The sequence below is a fragment of the Victivallis lenta genome, assembly GCF_009695545.1.
Lineage (GTDB): Bacteria > Verrucomicrobiota > Lentisphaeria > Victivallales > Victivallaceae > Victivallis > Victivallis lenta.
In genome coordinates this window covers 140,981-157,831 of the sequence record NZ_VUNS01000010.1, presented here as the reverse complement: position 1 = coordinate 157,831, position 16,851 = coordinate 140,981, and the positions used below count along the sequence as shown (strand labels likewise).

At 57.5% G+C, this 16,851-nt stretch carries 16 protein-coding genes; 12 read left to right on the top strand and 4 right to left on the bottom strand.

Annotated features, from left to right (window positions below):
* Positions 1–315: 315 nt before the first annotated feature.
* Genes FYJ85_RS10980 through FYJ85_RS10925 form a run of 12 tightly spaced genes read left to right on the top strand, consistent with a single transcriptional unit; the run spans position 316 to position 11,602 of the window.
* Positions 316–1,245, top strand: a complete 930-nt coding sequence (locus FYJ85_RS10980; RefSeq protein WP_154418480.1) for a hypothetical protein — start codon at positions 316–318, stop codon at positions 1,243–1,245.
* Positions 1,245–1,805: a GspMb/PilO family protein gene (locus FYJ85_RS10975; protein WP_154418478.1), complete on the top strand. Its 561-nt coding sequence runs from the start codon at positions 1,245–1,247 to the stop codon at positions 1,803–1,805. The genes FYJ85_RS10980 and FYJ85_RS10975 overlap by 1 nt, the downstream gene beginning before the upstream one ends.
* Complete coding sequence (locus tag FYJ85_RS10970; RefSeq protein WP_154418476.1) at positions 1,802–2,314, top strand: hypothetical protein; 513 nt, start codon at positions 1,802–1,804, stop codon at positions 2,312–2,314. Before FYJ85_RS10975 ends, FYJ85_RS10970 begins: the two co-directional genes overlap by 4 nt.
* Positions 2,311–4,614, top strand: a complete 2,304-nt coding sequence (locus FYJ85_RS10965) for a secretin N-terminal domain-containing protein (protein ID WP_154418474.1) — start codon at positions 2,311–2,313, stop codon at positions 4,612–4,614. The genes FYJ85_RS10970 and FYJ85_RS10965 overlap by 4 nt, the downstream gene beginning before the upstream one ends.
* The gene (locus FYJ85_RS10960; protein ID WP_154418472.1) at positions 4,599–6,182 is read left to right on the top strand and encodes a GspE/PulE family protein; all 1,584 of its coding nucleotides are present in this window, start codon (positions 4,599–4,601) and stop codon (positions 6,180–6,182) included. The genes FYJ85_RS10965 and FYJ85_RS10960 overlap by 16 nt, the downstream gene beginning before the upstream one ends.
* 4 nt (positions 6,183–6,186) lie before the next feature.
* A complete protein-coding gene (locus FYJ85_RS10955) occupies positions 6,187–7,383 on the top strand; it encodes a type II secretion system F family protein (protein ID WP_154418470.1) in 1,197 nt (398 codons plus the stop codon).
* 13 nt (positions 7,384–7,396) lie between these two features.
* On the top strand, positions 7,397–7,813 hold the full coding sequence (gene gspG / locus FYJ85_RS10950; RefSeq protein ID WP_158703746.1) for a type II secretion system major pseudopilin GspG: 417 nt from the start codon (positions 7,397–7,399) through the stop codon (positions 7,811–7,813).
* Between the two features lie 4 nt (positions 7,814–7,817).
* Positions 7,818–8,246 (top strand): hypothetical protein, encoded by a 429-nt coding sequence (locus tag FYJ85_RS10945; RefSeq protein ID WP_106052173.1) that lies wholly within the window; start codon positions 7,818–7,820, stop codon positions 8,244–8,246.
* Entirely contained in the window at positions 8,233–8,619 is a 387-nt protein-coding gene (locus tag FYJ85_RS10940; RefSeq protein WP_154418468.1) for a type IV pilus modification PilV family protein, read from the top strand. Before FYJ85_RS10945 ends, FYJ85_RS10940 begins: the two co-directional genes overlap by 14 nt.
* Positions 8,609–9,247 (top strand): prepilin-type N-terminal cleavage/methylation domain-containing protein, encoded by a 639-nt coding sequence (locus tag FYJ85_RS10935; RefSeq protein WP_106052175.1) that lies wholly within the window; start codon positions 8,609–8,611, stop codon positions 9,245–9,247. Before FYJ85_RS10940 ends, FYJ85_RS10935 begins: the two co-directional genes overlap by 11 nt.
* Positions 9,234–10,196 carry a type II secretion system protein GspK gene (locus tag FYJ85_RS10930; RefSeq protein ID WP_206213116.1) on the top strand — a complete coding sequence of 321 codons (963 nt, stop codon included), beginning with the start codon at positions 9,234–9,236 and terminating at the stop codon, positions 10,194–10,196. The genes FYJ85_RS10935 and FYJ85_RS10930 overlap by 14 nt, the downstream gene beginning before the upstream one ends.
* Before the next feature lie 20 nt (positions 10,197–10,216).
* Positions 10,217–11,602 carry a hypothetical protein gene (locus FYJ85_RS10925; RefSeq protein WP_154418464.1) on the top strand — a complete coding sequence of 462 codons (1,386 nt, stop codon included), beginning with the start codon at positions 10,217–10,219 and terminating at the stop codon, positions 11,600–11,602.
* Positions 11,603–11,955: 353 nt separating this feature from the next.
* Here the strand turns inward: FYJ85_RS10925 and FYJ85_RS10920 are convergent, their stop codons facing one another.
* The 4 genes from FYJ85_RS10920 to FYJ85_RS10905 form a co-directional block, all read right to left on the bottom strand.
* Positions 11,956–12,894, bottom strand: a complete 939-nt coding sequence (locus FYJ85_RS10920; RefSeq protein ID WP_106052179.1) for a DUF4434 domain-containing protein — start codon at positions 12,892–12,894, stop codon at positions 11,956–11,958.
* A gap of 87 nt (positions 12,895–12,981) precedes the next feature.
* On the bottom strand, positions 12,982–14,043 hold the full coding sequence (locus tag FYJ85_RS10915; protein ID WP_177995632.1) for a metallophosphoesterase family protein: 1,062 nt from the start codon (positions 14,041–14,043) through the stop codon (positions 12,982–12,984).
* A gap of 13 nt (positions 14,044–14,056) precedes the next feature.
* Positions 14,057–15,094 carry an endonuclease/exonuclease/phosphatase family protein gene (locus tag FYJ85_RS10910; RefSeq protein ID WP_154418460.1) on the bottom strand — a complete coding sequence of 346 codons (1,038 nt, stop codon included), beginning with the start codon at positions 15,092–15,094 and terminating at the stop codon, positions 14,057–14,059.
* A 222-nt stretch (positions 15,095–15,316) separates the two neighbouring features.
* A complete protein-coding gene (locus tag FYJ85_RS10905) occupies positions 15,317–16,843 on the bottom strand; it encodes a glycoside hydrolase family 5 protein (RefSeq protein ID WP_154418458.1) in 1,527 nt (508 codons plus the stop codon).
* Between the last annotated feature and the right edge of the window lie 8 nt (positions 16,844–16,851).

The window sequence follows — 16,851 nt, the reverse complement described above, 5'->3', positions numbered from 1 at the left end:
AGACATTCCTGAATCAATAATTGAGATCAATATTATTGATTATAACATTTAACACATAATTTCAGGAATGCAAATCCAATATCGAATATTTTGCGATTTTTTAAGAAAATACTGCAAATACAAAAAAGAGCATTCAGCCGCCCAAAAAACGCCCCGAATACCGCCGGATGCCCCATTCTCTGCAGGAGCCTGAACTGAAATTACATGAAAACATCAATTTCAACTAAAAAAATACAAGCTTGAGATTGCAAGATTCATGCTTATGTGTTATCTTGTAAAAAGAAACCATCTTCTTAAATAAGGAATAAAATCTCTATGCGGCTGGGTGTTCTTGAGCGATCGGCGGATAATCCTGCTCTGCAGTATCGGGAATACCGCCGCGTCAGGAACGAATGGGTGGAGCAGGAGGCGCCCGGCAGCACTCGCCCGGAGGAACCGGATTTTCTCTGCTTTCTGACGCATTCCCCCAAAACAGTGGTTTATGATATTTCCCTGCCGGCTTCGCTGAGGCGGAGTGCGGAGCGCGAGGTGCTGTTCGGTGAGCTGGCGGCGCGGCTGCCGGTTCCGGCGGAATCGGTCTGCTGGTTTTACCGGAATTGCGGCAACGGCCTGTATCGTGTGTGTGCCGTGCACCGGGAGGAGATCGTCCGGCAGCTTGAATTCGCGGCCTCCCGGTCGCTGAAATTCGACGCGCTGATACCGGCGGCGCTGGCCGATACGCCGGAAACCATTCTGCAGGCGATTCCGGGAGAAGCACTGCCGGGAAAGTACCGGCCGGCTCGCTGCCGCAACCTGAAAAAGCTCTACTTCGCTCTGCTTGCGCTGACGGTCGTGCTCCTCGGCGTGAGCGTCTTTCGCCGCTATGACGATTTTGCCGGAGAACGCAGGAAACTTGCCCGGATTCGCTCCCTGTGGGAGAAGGAGCTGCGCAGTGAACGGCGGCGGTTCGGAGAGCTCTCTTCCGACCGGGAGCTTCTTGCTGCGCTGCGTGCCGCGAAGCTCAATACGCCGCCGGTTTCTCCGGTACTCACCCGGCTGACCGGCGAACTGCCGAAAACGATGTGGGTGACCAGTTATTCGCAGAACTACGACTCCGCCGACCTGACGCTCTCCGCATCGAAGGACGAACCGGGACTTTACAACCAGATCGGGGAAAACGGAAATTACGCCATCGTGAACCTCCGCAAAAGCCGCGGTTACAACGATACGGTATCCTTCTTCGTCAAACTCAGGATCAAGCACTGATGGACGCGCTTCCGCAAAATTGGAAACCATACCGGCCGCTGATTCCGGCGGCGGCGCTGCTGGCTGCGGGAGGCTGGCTGCTCTTCGGCTCCGGCGGGGAACTGCCGTTCACGTCGGAAGTGATCGGCAGTGAATGCCGTCGGCTCGAAGTTCTGCGGAAAAACATTCTCGAGCTGCGCGAACAGAACCGGCAGCTTGAGGCGGAAATCCGGCCGCTGGCGGCGATCCGCGCCGGAGCGGCGGCGGGAAAAAAGGAGGCTGCCGCCGAAAAGCTGCGCGAGTCGGTCGAACGGATCGCGGCGGCTTCCGGAGCAACGGTCAGTTCCCTGCGCGAGATCCAGCATCTGCCGGCGGCGGAGGTCTGGAATGTCTGCATCCTGAGCTTTTCCGCGGAGTGTTCGATTTCCGGTTTGCAGGAGTTTCTGGCCGGTGTCGACAACCATGAACCGCGTCTCTACTGGAGGAACCTGACCTTACGCCCCGACAATACGAATGCACCCGCCAAAGTCATGCTTGACGGGCAGCTTGCCCTTCTGCATATACCGGAGGAGGAGGAATGAAAACCCGCTGGATCGTCCTTCTCGCCGACGGACTGCTGGCGCTCGCGCTGGCGTTCGCTCTGCTGGCACTGGCCTCCGGCAAACCCGCTCGCACGGGTGAAACATTCGAACTGCCGGCTTCTCCGGCCACGGCCGGCGTCGGACGCCACGGCCCCATCGCCGCGGAACTGTCCGGCGGCAACCTGTTTCATCCGCTGCGCGGGGCCGCGGTTCCGGCGGAGCAGGAGAAAGCCGCGGCCAAACCCTCGGCGCGTCCTCCGGCGGCGGGGAAGTTCGAGTTGACCGGGATTTTTTCATTCGGGGATGCGCGTGGAGTGATCATTACAGGGGCGGAGCAACCGCAGGCTGCCGGCAAAAAGCCGGTCAAGCCGAAGCAGCTCTACCGGGAAGGTGATCCGGTCGGCGGCGGTTATGTGGTGCGGAAGATCGAAAAGGATCAAGCCGTCCTGATGCGGGGAAGTGAAAAGACAGTATTGCTTTTACATAAGAAACAGGAGAAAAAGCCTTGAGCAGATTCAGGAATGCAGTTTGCCTGCTGCTGTGCTACGCGCTGATCGGTCCGTTGTTCTGGGGATGCGCGACTTCCCCGAAAGATCCTTCCAGACAGGAGCGGGAGAAGCGGGAAGCTGAAAAACGGCGGAAAGAGTGGTTCAGAAACGCGGACGGCAAGCCGATTTCGGAACAGCGTTCGATCGAACACGAACTGCTGACGGAAGATTCGTCCGCCTTGTCGGACCGGAAAAAGCCGGAGAATCCCTATCCCATTTACACGGAGCGTGAAAAAACGGAGGAACCTCCTGTCACGCCGCCGGAGGAGCGTTTCGACGGCCGGGAGAAAATCAAGGCGGAATTCGACTTCAACGGCGCGGCGGTTGCAGACGTCATTCCGGTCTTTGCGGAACTGCTGAAGTTCAACTACCTGCTCGACGGCAAACTGAACGGCACGGTGACGCTCTCTTTGAAGGACGAGCTGACGCGCCGGCAGCTCTGGGAACTGTTCCGGCAGGTGATGCAGACGTCGAACATCTACCTGACAAGGCAGGACAACATGATCCATTTCCGCCCGGTGGAGGCGATCGCGCAGGCAGCGGCGGGGGATGGCGTGAGTTCCGATGCGGAAGTCGCGCTGTTCCGGCTGAAGAACATCGGGGCCAAGGAGACCGCTTCGCAGATCGGGCAGTTCCTTTCGCCGGGGTTGAAGCCGGTGGAGCTTGAGGAGCGCAATCTGCTGCTGGTGGTCGATACGAAGGAGAATCTGCGCAAGGTGCGGCAGATCGTCGCGCAGCTCGACCGTCCGCTGCGGCAGGGGTGGGCGAAGATGGTGATTCCGTGCCGGAACATCGATGCTTCGCGTCTGGCGAAAGAGGCGGCTGACGTGCTGCCGGTGCTCGGTTTCCCGGTCGCGCTGAACAGCGACAAGCCGCGCCCGGAGGAGATTCAGCTTACGACCGTGGAGCGGCTGCAGATCATCGTCGCCTCGGCCGCGAACTATGAGGCGCTCGAAGAGCTGGGCCGCTGGATCAACATCCTCGACCAGTCGGAGACGGGCGACCAGGAGCGGATGTTCATCTACAACATCCTGAACGGCAACGCCGAGGAGCTGGTCAAGGCGCTGGCGGTGATGTTTCCGGTCGAGGGGGAAACGCTGACGGCTTCGACCGGCAGTTCGGGCGGTTCATCGTCAAGCGGGAGCGGCGAACTCTTTTCGTCCTCCGCTTCCGCCTCGACTTCCCAAACGACGACGCAGTCCGGCTCCGTGAAATCCGCCGCGAAAACCGGCTCCAAAGAAGAGGGGCCGGCCAATCTCTTCGAGGTTCCGGTCAAGGTGTTCGCGGATGCGGTGAACAACCGGCTCATCATCCGCACGAAGCCGCGCACCTATACGATGATCAAGGCGCTGCTCGGCAAGATCGACACGATTCCGCCGCAGGTGCTGTTTCAGGTGCTGGTGGTGGATGTTTCGCTGAACGATTCGGTCAAGTTCGGCGTGGAGTTCATGATGAAGGGCGGTACCGGGAACGTCACGACGCAGGGCGGCACGAATTTCTCCGGACTCGCGCCCGGCAGCGGCCAGGACTCCCAGAGCGGCGGGAAGTTCTGGGTTTACAATCCGAAGAACCCGAATCAGAAATTCGGTTACATCAACGCGCTGGCCGGCAAGACCAACGTGAAGGTCATTTCGAGTCCGCAGGTGCTGATCGCATCGAACAACGAAGCGAAGATCAGCGTCGGCAGCAAGGTGCCGATCGTGAATTCGGAGATCACGAATACGCAGTCGATCATTACGAACAACACCGACGCCTCGACGAACCTCGTCCGCAACATCCAGTATCAGGACACGGGCGTGATCCTGAAAATCACGCCGAAAGTCACGCGCGGCGGCCGGATCGCGATCAAGCTCGCGCAGACGGTTTCGGAGGCGGATTCGAATACGGTTTCCGACATCGATTCGCCGGTGATCAAGGAGCAGATCATCGAAACCGCGATGTCGCTGCGCGACGGGCAGACCATCATCTGCGGCGGCATCATCAGGGAGAAAAGCACCGACAACCTCTCGACGCTGCCGGGTCTCGGAGGAATCCCGTTCCTGCGCAGACTGTTCGGCGACACCGACATCTCGACCGACCGCACCGAAATGATGATCCTGATCACCGGTTATATCGTCAGCGAGGATTCTCACCTCGAGGAACTCGTCAAGCGGTATGAACAGGCGGTCGATGCGCTGATCGATTTTCAGACTCCCGCCGGGCAGCGGAAGCGCAAGATCGATCAGAACAAGGGGCTGGTGGAGTCATGGTTCATCGAATAGAGGAACTGAAACGGGCCATTCAGGAACGCTGTCCGGAGTACGGCGAACTGTTGGCGGAGGGCATGGCCCCCGCCGATGCCGACCGGACGCTCGCGGAACGCGGCGCGGTCAGCGAAAACGACCTGCTGGCGATCTACAGCAGAGTTCTGGGCGTGGAGCCGTTCGACGAAGAGAACTTCCGGCAGCCGGAGCGGTTCGACGGCATCAGCGAGGAATACCTTGTCAATCAGGAGCTTCTGCCGTACCGCTGGGACGATGAAACGTTCGAGCTGCTTGCCGCATCGCCCTACGAGTGGGAGCGTCAGGCGTATGAGCTCAACGCATTTTTCGGCCGGCAGGTCACCTTCAAGCTCGCCCGCCGCAGCCTGATCGAGCGGATGACCGCGAAGGTCTATCAGGAGGCGGAGGAGGAAGAGGGGCGGCACTTTTCCGGCGACGACGAACACAAGCTCCGGCAGCTGGCCGGGGAAGCGAAGATCGTCCGGCTCGTGAACGAAATGCTGTCGCAGGCGCTCGAACGCAATGCGAGCGACATCCATGTGGAGCCGGAGGAGACGCAGCTGGTGATCCGTTTCCGCATCGACGGCGTGCTGCATGAGTACCTGAGTCTGCCGCTGTCGGACTACCCCGCGATCGCGTCGCGCATCAAGCTGATCGGCGCGCTGAACATCGCCGAAAGCCGTCTGCCGCAGGACGGGCGCACGAATTTCCAGATCGGCCGCCGCGAGATCGACATCCGCATCAGCACGATTCCGATCATGAACGGCGAGAGCATCGTGATGCGCCTGCTGCGCAAGGATGCGATGAAGTTCGACCTGCGCGAGCTCGGCATGAACGAAACGCTGCTCGGAAAGTTCGAGGAACTGATTTCGATTCCGCACGGCATCCTCCTCGTGGTCGGGCCGACCGGTTCCGGCAAGACCACCACGCTTTACAGCGTGATGCAGCAGCTGAACGACCGCAAACGCAAGATCATCACGGTCGAAGACCCGGTCGAATACCAGCTTCCCGGCCTGAGCCAGATGCAGGTGAATCCGAAGATCGGGCTCTCGTTCGCTTCCGGGCTGCGCCACATCGTGCGGCAGGACCCGGATGTGATCCTGGTCGGCGAGATCCGCGACCGTGAAACCGCCGATATCGCGATCAATGCGGCGCTGACCGGGCACCTCGTGCTTTCGACGCTGCACACGAACGACGCGGTCGGCGCGATCACGCGGCTGTCGGATATGGGCGTTGAGGGATTCCTTGTCGCTTCGGCGCTCTTCGGCGTGCTTTCGCAGCGGCTGGTGCGGCAGGTCTGCCCGCACTGCCGCGGCGCCGGAAGCGGGCCGGCCGGGCGCTGCCGCAACTGCGGCGGCAGCGGCTACCGGGGACGGACCGGCATCTACGAACTGCTGCGGATCGACGACGAGCTGCGCGGCGCGATCGTCGCGAAGCGTCCGAGCGGCGAAATCAACGAGATCGCGCGCCGCAACGGCATGATCCCGCTGCTGGAGGACGGACAAAGCAAGGTGGAACAGGGAATTACAACCGAGGCGGAACTACTCCGCATCGCGGCGGGGGTGTAGCGCGATGCCGAAACTGCGTTATGCCGTCCTGACCGCCGGGGGAGCCCGGAAAGAGGTCGCGGTCGATGCCGCCGACGATGCCGCGGCGCGCCGCCGGCTGCGGCGGCAGGGGCTGATCGTGGTCCGCGCCCTCGGGGAGTCGGCAGGGAAAGCCGGGCGTTTCCGGCTGCGGCGCACACCGCGCTTCGACGTCTACATATTTACGAGCCGCCTTTCCCCGCTGCTGGCGGCGGGGATTCCGCTGGAACACGGCCTCGCGGTGCTGGAGGAAGGCGGCCGCGAGGAGGAGCGCAATGTCGTGCAGCGGCTGCGGCGCGGCCTTCACGAAGGCAAAAAGTTTTCGCAGCTCACGCGCGAGATGCCGGAGTGTTTCCCGCCGCTCTTTTCGGGACTGATCGAAACCGGCGAGGAGTCCGGCTGCCTGCCGGAGGTCACGCGCGAGCTGCGCCGTTTCCTGAAAGAGAGCAAGGAGTTCCGCGAATTTGTGCTTACCAGTTCCATCTATCCGTCGATCGTTGTTTCGGTGACGCTGCTGGTGATCGTGCTGCTTTTCACGGTGTTCATTCCGCGCTTTGCGAAAATTTTCGAGGAACTCGGGCGTGAAATGCCGTTCCTGACCCGCACGATGCTCGGAGTCGGCAACTTCATGCAGTCGGTCTGGTGGATCTGGCCGCTGCTGATTTTCGGGCTTGTGCTCCTGTACCGGAAAAGCCGGCGGCCGGGGCGGCTGAAAACCGCGAAGGATCGGCTGCTGCTGCGGTTGCCGCTGCTCGGCGGAATCATCACGGCTATCCAGACCGGTCGTTTCCTGCGCACGCTCTCGATCATGGTCAAAAACCACGTGCAATTGCTCCCGGCGGTGCGCATTTCACGCAAGGTGATCGAAAACGACCTGATCCGCGACAGTTTCGCGGCGGTGGAGGACCGCCTGCGCGGCGGCAGCCGGCTGTCGGCCATTCTCGGCGCGAGCCCGTATATGCCGCAGGGGAGCATCGCGATGCTGAAGATCGCCGAGGAATCCGGCGAGATCGGCGAAATGCTTGAACGCATCGCCGAGGAGTCGGAGGAGGATATCCGGGTGCGGGTCAAGCGGCTGCTCGCCTTCCTCGAACCCGGAATCATCCTTGTGCTGGCCGGGGTCGTGCTGCTCGTGGTGCTTTCGATCTTTCTTGCGATCATGGATATGAATGTCATCAAATAAAGGAGGTATCTCTATGAATTCCAAATGTTTCACCATGATTGAAATGGTCGTCGTGATCGTGATCATCGCGACGCTGGCGGCGGTCGCGACGCCGATGTACTTCAACTATGTGAAAAGCTCGCGCGCCGGCGCCGCGAAGATGCAGATCGGCATTTTCGAGCAGTGCATTTTCGACTACCGCGTCCATATGAAAAAGCTCCCGGCTTCGCTGGAGGATCTGGTGAAGAACAACTCCGGCAGCAAGCGCTGGAAGGGGCCGTACCTGAAAGGCGGCGTGATTCCGCAGGACCCGTGGGGTAACGACTACATCTACAAAAAGCCGGGCGACCACGGCGAATTCGACATCATCAGTTACGGCGCGGACGGCCAGCCCGGCGGCGAGGACGAGGACGCCGACATCGGCAACTGGACCGTCGTCGAGGAGGAATAACCCGTTGCGCCGCAATCGCTACACGCTTGTCGAGCTGGTCACCGTCACCGCAATTCTGCTGGTCGTGCTGGCGGTCGGAACCGCGCGGCTCAGCGTCGAGCTGCTCGACGGCGGGCCGTATCAGAAGGCCGAACAGCTCCGGCGCATCGCGGCGCTCTGCCGCCGGCAGGCGGCCGCGACCGGCAAGACGTGCGCCGTCGAGTTCGATCCGGCGAGGCGGAGGCTGTTTTTCGGGAAGGAGCAAGTCACGTATCCGCAGGAACTTCGCATTCTGCGCAACGGCGAGGAACTTCAGGAGCCGGGCGTTGTGCTGCGCTTCTTCCCGGACGGCGGCGCGGCGGAGACCGCGCTCGCTTTCGAGCGCGACGGCGAAACGGCGACGTTGCGGATTTCCCCCCTGACCGGGAGCATCGTGATCGATGAAACGGAATAAGTTCACTCTGCTTGAGGTGCTTGTGGCGCTGGTGATCCTGACGCTCGGCATCGCGGGACTGCTCTGGCAGTTGTCGATTGCGGCGAACCGCGCGGCGCGCAATGCCGAAACCTGGGAGCTGACGCACGACCTGACCTCCGCCGCCGAATATCTGCTGCTGCACGGACCGGAAGCGGGGCTGAATGAGACGCTGTTCTCCGGCGAATTTGAAATCGCTTACCGTTATGAAGATCCGCGCCTTCCGGCCGATACGGAAACCCGGTTCGGGCAGAAGCGGCTGCGCACACTGGTCGTCGAAGCGTCCCGGGAGGGGGAAGTACTTGATTCGCTGCGGCTTGACTGCTGGGTAAAGGAGCGTTCCGATGGCCGTTAAGCGAACTTTCACCCTGCTTGAGATCGTTCTGGCGCTGGCGATTTTTTCGGTGATCGCGACGCTGGCCGGTTCAATCCTCTTTTCGAGCCAGCAGGGGTGGAGTGTGGTCCGGGAGAGTTCGGCGGAGCTGGAGACGCTGCAGCGGCTCGACCGGATCGCCGACACGGCGTTCCGCAACGCGATTCCGTTCCACTGGCCGGACGAAAACAACCGGAATGTGCAGCTGTTCCGCGGCAAGCCGGCCTTTCTGCGCCTCGCATATCTGCACCGGGTGAACGACCCGGCGGAGGGCGGGCTGCGTTTCCTCGAACTCAGCCGGGAGGAGTCGGAGCTGGTTGCGCGTTACCGCCGTTATCCGATCATCGCCGACCATGACGGAGAGTGCCGGCGCGAGGTGATCGCCTCCGGGGTGCGGCGCCTCGCGTTCTCCTATGCGTTCCGCGAAAACGGCGAAATCGCATGGCAGCCGGAATTCGATGCGGAGGCGGCCGAAACGATTCCCGCCGCGATCCGCATGGATGTGGAGTTTGAAAATGGGAGAAAGGTCAGTTTCCTGCGCCGGACCGCCGGAAATTCCGCGGTTTCAAGTTACGGCAAATTCCGGGAGGAAACCTATGGCAGGCGGTAGGAAACGAAGGGAACGCGGCGTCGCGCTGGTCACGGTCATGGCGCTGATCGCTTCGGTCGGCGTTCTGGTCGCCTCCGCCGTCGCGATCAGCCAGTATTCGGCGGCGGAAACCGATACCTTTGCTTCCTTGCAGCGTTCCGCGCTCGAAGCGGAAAGCGCCGCCAACCGGACGCTGTGTCTGCTGCTGGCCGACCGCGCGAAGAACGCCGACCGCAGGCTCGGGGCGGAAACCGACGGGACCGCAGAGCGTTTTCTCGCCGACGGGACGGAACACACCGTCACGGCGGGCGAACGGACGGTTTCGGTGCGGATTTTCGACGCGGTCGCCGGACTTGACCTCGCCGGGCGCAATCCGGCGCGGCAGCTCACGAATCCGAAACTGGCCAAGGACGAACCGCGCGAAGAGTTGATCGCCCGGCTTGAAGATTACGCCGACTCCGACGATCTCGCGAAGCCCGGCGGCATGGAGTCGCAGCACTACCGCAGTGCGGGCGTCCCGGTGCTGCCGCGCAACCGCCCGCTGCAGTTCCGCGAGGAGCTGCTGTGGCTGCCGGGAGCCGGGAAGCTCTATTTGCCGTCCGAAAACGGCGTGCTCGACGCGATCCGCCTGATTCCGCCGGAAAAGCTGCGCGCTCTCACCGGGCGGCCGAACCTCTACGCAACTCCGGCCGCCGTGATCGCCGAGCGGTGCGCGCTGACGGCTGAGGAATCGGAACAGCTTCGGAATGCGCTGGATCTGTGGCGCAAAAAACGGCTGCCGCTTGCCGAAAGCCTGCCTCCCGGCCTTGCCGGAAAGCTGGAGATGAACTTTTCGACCCGCGAGAGCGGCGCCTATACGATTCAGGCCGACGCCTCGTCGCCGGAAAATCCGGGCGTGCGCCTCAGAGTGACCGTCCGCCCGGTGACGGGAAGCCGCAGTTTCGAGTATTACGAATTCTTTTCCTATTAACAGCTCGTAAGGAGTGTAACATGATGAAATGGATGCCTTCTGCAATAGCCGCGATTCTGGCGGCTGCGGCGGCAAACGCACTGGAGATTCCCGCCGAAGTCCGGCTCCTGTACGCCGACGAACGGCGGCAGAATCCGGGGATCTATGAGGTCGTGCCGAAATTTGAATTCCCGGAGCGGAACGGATTGGTCCGGGTCGATGTGCTGGTCTCGAGCAAGACGGAGGATGGGCGCTGGGTTTTCCGCAACCGGCTCGACCGCATCTTCCTGAAGGATGGAAAAATCGATGCCGTGCGCAGGCCGGGGGCTCCCGGCGACTTCTGGAGCGCGGCGCTGGCGGCGGAGAAGTTCCTGTACGCCGACTCCGGCGAGCAGGGAAAGAAGCTGTCGTTTTCCGAACTGGACGGCACGCCGTGCGCTCCGCCGGCGGGAAACGGCTGTCAGGCTGAAATGCGTACTCCCGGACGCTATCTGTTTCCGGTTCCGGGCGGCCGTCCGCTGTCGGGAATCTCCCCGGAAACCGTGGAGAAATTTCGCCGCCTCCCGGCGCGGGAGGAGGCCGCCTGGCTCCGGGAGCGTTTGCGCACCCTGCCGCCTCCGGCGGAAGCGGTCAGCTTGCTGAAACGGCTTGACGCCGTTGGAGAATTCTCCTATCCGTTAACTGCCGGAGAGCGCGAGGGATGGCGGAAACTGCTGCTTGAGGAACGGCTCGGAGTCATGCCGCGCCGGTTGCTCCAGCAGCGGTTGTTCCAGGCGAATTTCCTGCCGCACGAGGAGTTCGCGGCGGAACTGCTGGCCGATCCGCTGCTCGGCAGCAGGACCGCCGAAGCCTTCGCGGAACGCAATCGCCCGGCTTTTGAAACATTGATCCTGAGGTGGAGCAGCCAACCCGATAAACAGGAAACGGCGCTGCGGTATTCGGAGTATATGGCCGACAACGCGGATTACCGGAACCGGATGCTTTCCGCCTTCCGGGAACCTGCTCCGGAACAGCTTTCGCACCTCATCCCGCTCTATGCCGGAAAACCGGCCGCAGACGGGAGCCCGGAACTGAAAAAGCTGTTGCGGGAAACGCCGTATTCGGGGAATTTCCGCCTCCTCTGCCGGGTTGCCGAATGGTGCCTGAAAACCAGGCCCGCCGCCTATGCGCCGGAGATCAAAGCCCTTCTGCGCCGGGAACGCAACAATCCCGACCTGAAGCGCAGCGTGCTCTACCCGCTGCTGCTCGCCTCGCTCTGCAAGGCAAACGACCCGGAAGGCGCCGCAGAAGCAATCACCTACCTGAAATCGCTGAAAGATCCGGCGCAGATCGAAAACGCCAAACGCATCTGGGGAAAAGGAATGACCGGTCCCGTCACCCTCGACCGCATCATCCGGGAACTTCAAAAGAAAAGGAGTTTACTTTGAGAGATTCTCTTCCGCAGTTTTTTACAGCAACTGGAAATGTATTACGGTTTCTACTGTATGTTAAATAGTTTGTGTACGGCGTAAAGGATGATTTGCGCAAACTGTCGGTGAATGGGAAAATCAATTATAAAAAGCCGTTTGGCCGGTCTTTCGGTTATTTCTGTCATTTGATATTCGTGGAGTAGCGATAGGTTCTGAACAACAGAAATAAAGTACAGATTTTCCGGTGTATTTTGAGATGCAGCAGTATCGTGCGAAAGTACGCCCAAATCTGCCGGACGACAGATGCGTCCGGCAAATTCAGGCGTTCAATTCTCTTTCGCAACAACGCGAAATTCAAAAATTCACCGGGATCATTCCTGCAAATTGAAGTGTTCACAGTAGCGGTTGAATAAATGCCGGGCAGCCTGGTAACATGAATTCGGACTCATAAAGTGCGAGAATTCAAAAGTAATGGCTTTTGCAATTCCGGCAGCTTGAGCGGCCTTTAACTTCAGCAACATTTTCTCCCATTTGATCGGCAGGAATTTGATCGGCATGTCACGATCGAAGGATTCACAATTGGTCCAACATTGCATCCCGTGAAGATCAGCCAGCTCCCGATTGGCACTCAGAAAATCTTTCAACTCGGAAAAATCGCAATATCCATCCTGAAATGCAAGAATATCAACCGCATCCTGAATTCCGGAAAGAATATCGTTCCACTCTCTGGCATGTTCTTCAACCGAAATGCTTCTATCCTTGCGGATAATATCGCTGTTGAAAGCACTGATCGATTTCATTCCGTCAACGTAAGGAGAGATCATCACCGGCAAATTGCCGGAGAGTTCCTTGCACAGTCTGCCGATCTGCGCATAAATGTCAACGGTTCCACACATTTTTCGGCTGATTTCCTGGGTCAGATACCAGCCTTGAAACGCTTTGCGGTGTCCGTATTTCTCCCAAACTTCATTGATGACGGCGCGATTGATTTCCTGTTCCCGGAACGGGTCGCCATTTTTCCAGTAATATCCGGAATCGTACGTTCCCATGAAAAACTTCATCCCGTAACGTTCCGCCAGTTCCAGGAAAAGATCCACCAGATCCAAAGGCGGCAAATACCCCAGGCACTCACGGGCCAGCACTTGCGATGGATAAGTCATCCATCTGCGAAGACCGCAGCGGATCAGAATTACCGTGTCGATTCCAATCGAATGCATCCGCTGAAAATCAGCCTCCCACTCTTTCCTGCCCCAATTCTGATGCGGGATATCGTATGAAATTTCATCGAGAAAAGTTCCAGTTATTTTCATATTCGTCTTTCTTCTTGTGTTGAGAAATTTAAATTTATGATCCCATGTTTCATAAATTCCGGTATATTCGGTTTCGTGTAAGCTGGTTCAATACGGGACCGAAAAATCGTTTCCGGCCCCATAGCGGAACACATTAAGACGCCGGGCCGTACGATTGAGTGCAACCATACTCCAAGCCTGTTCGCCGGCTGTGCCGAAACGCCGTTCCGGTGCTTCAGGACTGTTCCGGTAACAGAGTGAGGAGAGGAACGATACTTCGGGATAGCCGTGATCAGAATGAACAGCATCAATATGTTCATGCCCGCAGAGCAGTGCGATTAGTTCTCGAGGTCCCTGGCGAGAAAAATCCGCCTCAATTTCATGGATCAGATCATTCGGATCAAATAGAAAGGCTTCCGGCAAAACGTCCTCAGCTCCAGTCCGACAGCGTCCTCCCGTTTGAAATGCGTGAAAAATCTTCATCAATGCCGGCCCGTTTAAAACGAAACCAAGCGCCATATGGCTGACCGCCAATATGCCCCACTGTTCAGAATCCGGCACATTCGAAAAGTTAAGTGCTTTATGGACAATGAACTCAAGTTGAGCCTCGGAAAAACCATGGTGGTTGATGCTGTAATATTTAAGTTTTCCGTTCGGACCTGTTTCGAGTGGAAGATCAATGGCGTTCAGAATCAACAATCGTACTTTCTGATCCGGAAAATCCAGATAATAGCAATTGCTGACTTCCGGAGCAGCAATTGCTCCTGCCGGCAACCCGTCCGGTTGAACAAGATTTTGCCATTCCGGACCGGAAATTGCTTCACTGCCATCCGGAGCATTGTCTCGACAGAAATAGGTATTGTCATCGTGATTGCCGATCACGAACAGTACCGGGAGCCCCGAACTGCGCAATGCTTCCGCACTCAGAGCAGCTTCGCGGCGACTCTGTACTTTAGGGCGATTGCCATTGCTCATATCACCGACGTGAAGCAGAAACCGTGCGTTGCATGATTTCCCAGCCGCAGCAAAAGCATGCATATGCGCAAGTGCATTCGCACCATATTCGGCCAAGTTGTTCTTCTCTTCGAAGTGGGTATCGGCGATCAGACCAAACAGTAACGTGTTGTCATTTCCGGTATTTTTTCGTACCCGGCTGCAGAACTCATTCATATCGTTTTTCCCATTATTCAACCACTGCTTCCGAATATACAAAATCGGCGAGGTTTCCGCGATGATCGGAGGACCATCTCCCGTCTTTCGGGCTTGAGACCGGATCGGCGGTTGGAGTAAGGTCCCGTTCCCCATGTTTGATCATTCCCTGTGGCCCAAGCAGAATTACACGTTCAAGCTTCAGCTTCCCGGGATGGTAGAAAATAAAGTCGATCCGATCGCGCTCATCTGCCTCCGGAGCCCAGGAAAGCCGGCCTGCACTGACCGCAGAGTTGTCACAAGGATAGGTAAATCCCGGGTGTGTTACGGGATTGGGATATAATTCCCGGTAGGAATCACGAAAACCGTTTTTTTCCAATAAAGCGGTCGAATGCCAGGAGATTACAGTTCCATTGTGGTCATATAAGTTCTTCGTTTCCTCTCCCCAATCCCGCCAAGAGGGTTCATTAAAATCCCCTCCCAGAACAACTATGTCTCCAGCCGCAATGTGTGCCCGGGCATCGGCTGTAATCGCCCGGATCGCCTCCGGACGACCAGAAGCAAGATTCATCGCAACAATTTTTTCCAGATCGGTCACCGGTTCGAACAACTTTTTCCAAGTTTCGCCGCTGTATCCTCGCGGCAGATAACAGGCGTAGTTGCGGTAATTCAGATGAACACTGTAAGCGACGATTTTTTGTCCATTGTCAGGATTCAGCACGGCTTTGTACGCGGATGGAAGCAATGCCTCCTGAACAATTGGAAAGCGTGAGATCACCTGATTGGCCCCATCGAGGCGGCTGCCGTAATATTGAAGGTCTGCACTTTTCAGTTGTGCGAGCAGATCGTCAACAATCCGATCTTTCACGCATTCACAGAGAAAAACGATGTCGGGGCGATGTTTTTTGATCTCATCGCCAATCATTACGCGAGCGCCGGGTACACCGTAGCCGCTGTTCCAAACATTCAATTGCATGACGCGCAGTGTCTCTGCCCCAACAGAAAGCATCTGTGCCATCAGCAGGATGCACCAGAATTTTCGCATTGATAACCCATAAAATACTTTTACCATGGATAATCCGTTTTTTTATCTTGCCGCCTTTTCCCGGAGCGTTTTTTCGATCGCAGCATGAAGGTCGCTTCCGCGATCTTCATGCTGTTCCCGATAATCAGCACCTTTCCAAATTCTCCGGCTCCAACACCCGCCGCAAATAGAGCGGCTCAAACCAGTAACAGCTACGTTCCAAGCATGCTTCCTTCTTGTTATCACATAATACAAAACGACTTTCGTTTTTTATTTTTCGTTTTGCCGCATGTATTTTAACAACACGCGCCTGCGGGGCGTATCTCCGATTCGCGTTCTGTCATTTTTGTCAGAACCAATTTCAGCGTCCCAACCATTGTATTCGCGATAAGCATGATAAGTCCAATCCCAGCCGTTTTCTTCAAAAATCGAAATAACGTCTTCAAGCCACTTTTCCGCATTCGGCGCCCAGCGAGCGACACCAAATTCGCCAACATAGATCGGTACATTATATTTGTTCTGGAAGTCGATAACCGGCTGCATGATTTGTTTGAGCTTCTCCCGGTTCCACTCCTCTCCGGCAATGTGACCGGGATACAGAACGCCATCCGGTTTGCCCACCACTCCCTGATGCGTGAACGTGTTCGGATAGTAGAAGTGGAAGCTGTAAATCATATTCGGCTGGTTGATCGGCACCAGCGTCCGGAATCCTTCCGGTCCACCCCAGTCGGTCGATTCGACAATAATGGGAGTCTCGGGATCTACTTCACGGATTGCTGCTGCAATTCTGGCTGCAAGTCGATTCCAGTCGAGGCCGCCGTCGGTTTTGTAGACGTAATTTTCATCTCGTGGTTCATTCAGCAGATCGTACCCCCAGATGACCGGCTCTTTGCCATATTTTGCCGCAATTTCCCGCCAGATGTCGACGAGAAGCTGCTGATCTTTCGGTTCCCAGCTCAACTGATTACGCAACAGTACATCTGTACTGGTTCCGGGACCGACGTGCATGTCAATCAGAATCTTGATCCCGTATTTGCGGGCAAGCGGAATGAGTTTTTCCAATTCAACGAGTTTGTTTTCGACAATTTTTCGGAATCCTGCTTCAGTCGTGTGATCCAATCCGTTGTTCAGGCCGATCTGGAAGCGGATCAGATTCGCATTCCAGACTTCTTTCAACTCCCGGATCGCTTCTTCGGAAAGATCATTGCCGGACATGACACCGCGATATTGCGTCCGCTTCTGCCGTGGCAACTGTTTTTCAAGTCGTGCCGGAACCTTCAAAGCCGGAGTGAGAAGCACCCGTACCTCATCAATCCAGACAGTGCCGGTCGTCCCCTGCAGACCAAGATTCAGATACGCCTTCGTTGCCGTGGCCGGAACATGCCAGTAGCGTGAGAACTTCTCCCAGTTGTAGGTCCCGTATTTCTTGGTCTGATCAGGATAGGAAGTCGTTCCGTCATGGGTGACGGAAAGCATCAACTTGGGCCCCAGGTAGCTGCGTGATGATTCCTTGACCTGATCTGCTTTCATCCAGCCTTCGACCACTACGCCACGTCCTCGAAGTTTGTTAATATCAAGCGGTATATAGGTCAAATGATTTCCATTTGGATCCGTACTATGGAATTTCAAACAGCCGGAATTATTGATTCCGCCATCGGACTGCCAAGTCATATCCGGATTTTTGCTCCATTTTGACACCGCGTCCTTGCGATTGAAGTCTGCCTGGAATACGACTTCTTCGACAGCGCAAGAGAGCAACGCCGAAAAAACAGCCAGAACAAGCAGTATTTGTTTCATTTTTCTCC

What these genes read in the sequence shown, in the direction of transcription:
- FYJ85_RS10975 (WP_154418478.1), top strand. Translation starts at nt 1,245, where the DNA reads ATGGACGCGCTTCCGCAAAATTGGAAACCATACCGGCCGCTGATTCCG.
- FYJ85_RS10930 (WP_206213116.1), top strand. Translation starts at nt 9,234, where the DNA reads ATGGCAGGCGGTAGGAAACGAAGGGAACGCGGCGTCGCGCTGGTCACG.
- FYJ85_RS10935 (WP_106052175.1), top strand. Translation starts at nt 8,609, where the DNA reads ATGGCCGTTAAGCGAACTTTCACCCTGCTTGAGATCGTTCTGGCGCTG.
- FYJ85_RS10955 (WP_154418470.1), top strand. Translation starts at nt 6,187, where the DNA reads ATGCCGAAACTGCGTTATGCCGTCCTGACCGCCGGGGGAGCCCGGAAA.
- FYJ85_RS10970 (WP_154418476.1), top strand. Translation starts at nt 1,802, where the DNA reads ATGAAAACCCGCTGGATCGTCCTTCTCGCCGACGGACTGCTGGCGCTC.
- FYJ85_RS10925 (WP_154418464.1), top strand. Translation starts at nt 10,217, where the DNA reads ATGATGAAATGGATGCCTTCTGCAATAGCCGCGATTCTGGCGGCTGCG.
- FYJ85_RS10920 (WP_106052179.1), bottom strand. Translation starts at nt 12,894, where the DNA reads ATGAAAATAACTGGAACTTTTCTCGATGAAATTTCATACGATATCCCG.
- FYJ85_RS10980 (WP_154418480.1), top strand. Translation starts at nt 316, where the DNA reads ATGCGGCTGGGTGTTCTTGAGCGATCGGCGGATAATCCTGCTCTGCAG.
- FYJ85_RS10915 (WP_177995632.1), bottom strand. Translation starts at nt 14,043, where the DNA reads ATGAATGAGTTCTGCAGCCGGGTACGAAAAAATACCGGAAATGACAAC.
- FYJ85_RS10960 (WP_154418472.1), top strand. Translation starts at nt 4,599, where the DNA reads ATGGTTCATCGAATAGAGGAACTGAAACGGGCCATTCAGGAACGCTGT.
- FYJ85_RS10905 (WP_154418458.1), bottom strand. Translation starts at nt 16,843, where the DNA reads ATGAAACAAATACTGCTTGTTCTGGCTGTTTTTTCGGCGTTGCTCTCT.
- FYJ85_RS10910 (WP_154418460.1), bottom strand. Translation starts at nt 15,094, where the DNA reads ATGGTAAAAGTATTTTATGGGTTATCAATGCGAAAATTCTGGTGCATC.
- gspG (WP_158703746.1), top strand. Translation starts at nt 7,397, where the DNA reads ATGAATTCCAAATGTTTCACCATGATTGAAATGGTCGTCGTGATCGTG.
- FYJ85_RS10940 (WP_154418468.1), top strand. Translation starts at nt 8,233, where the DNA reads ATGAAACGGAATAAGTTCACTCTGCTTGAGGTGCTTGTGGCGCTGGTG.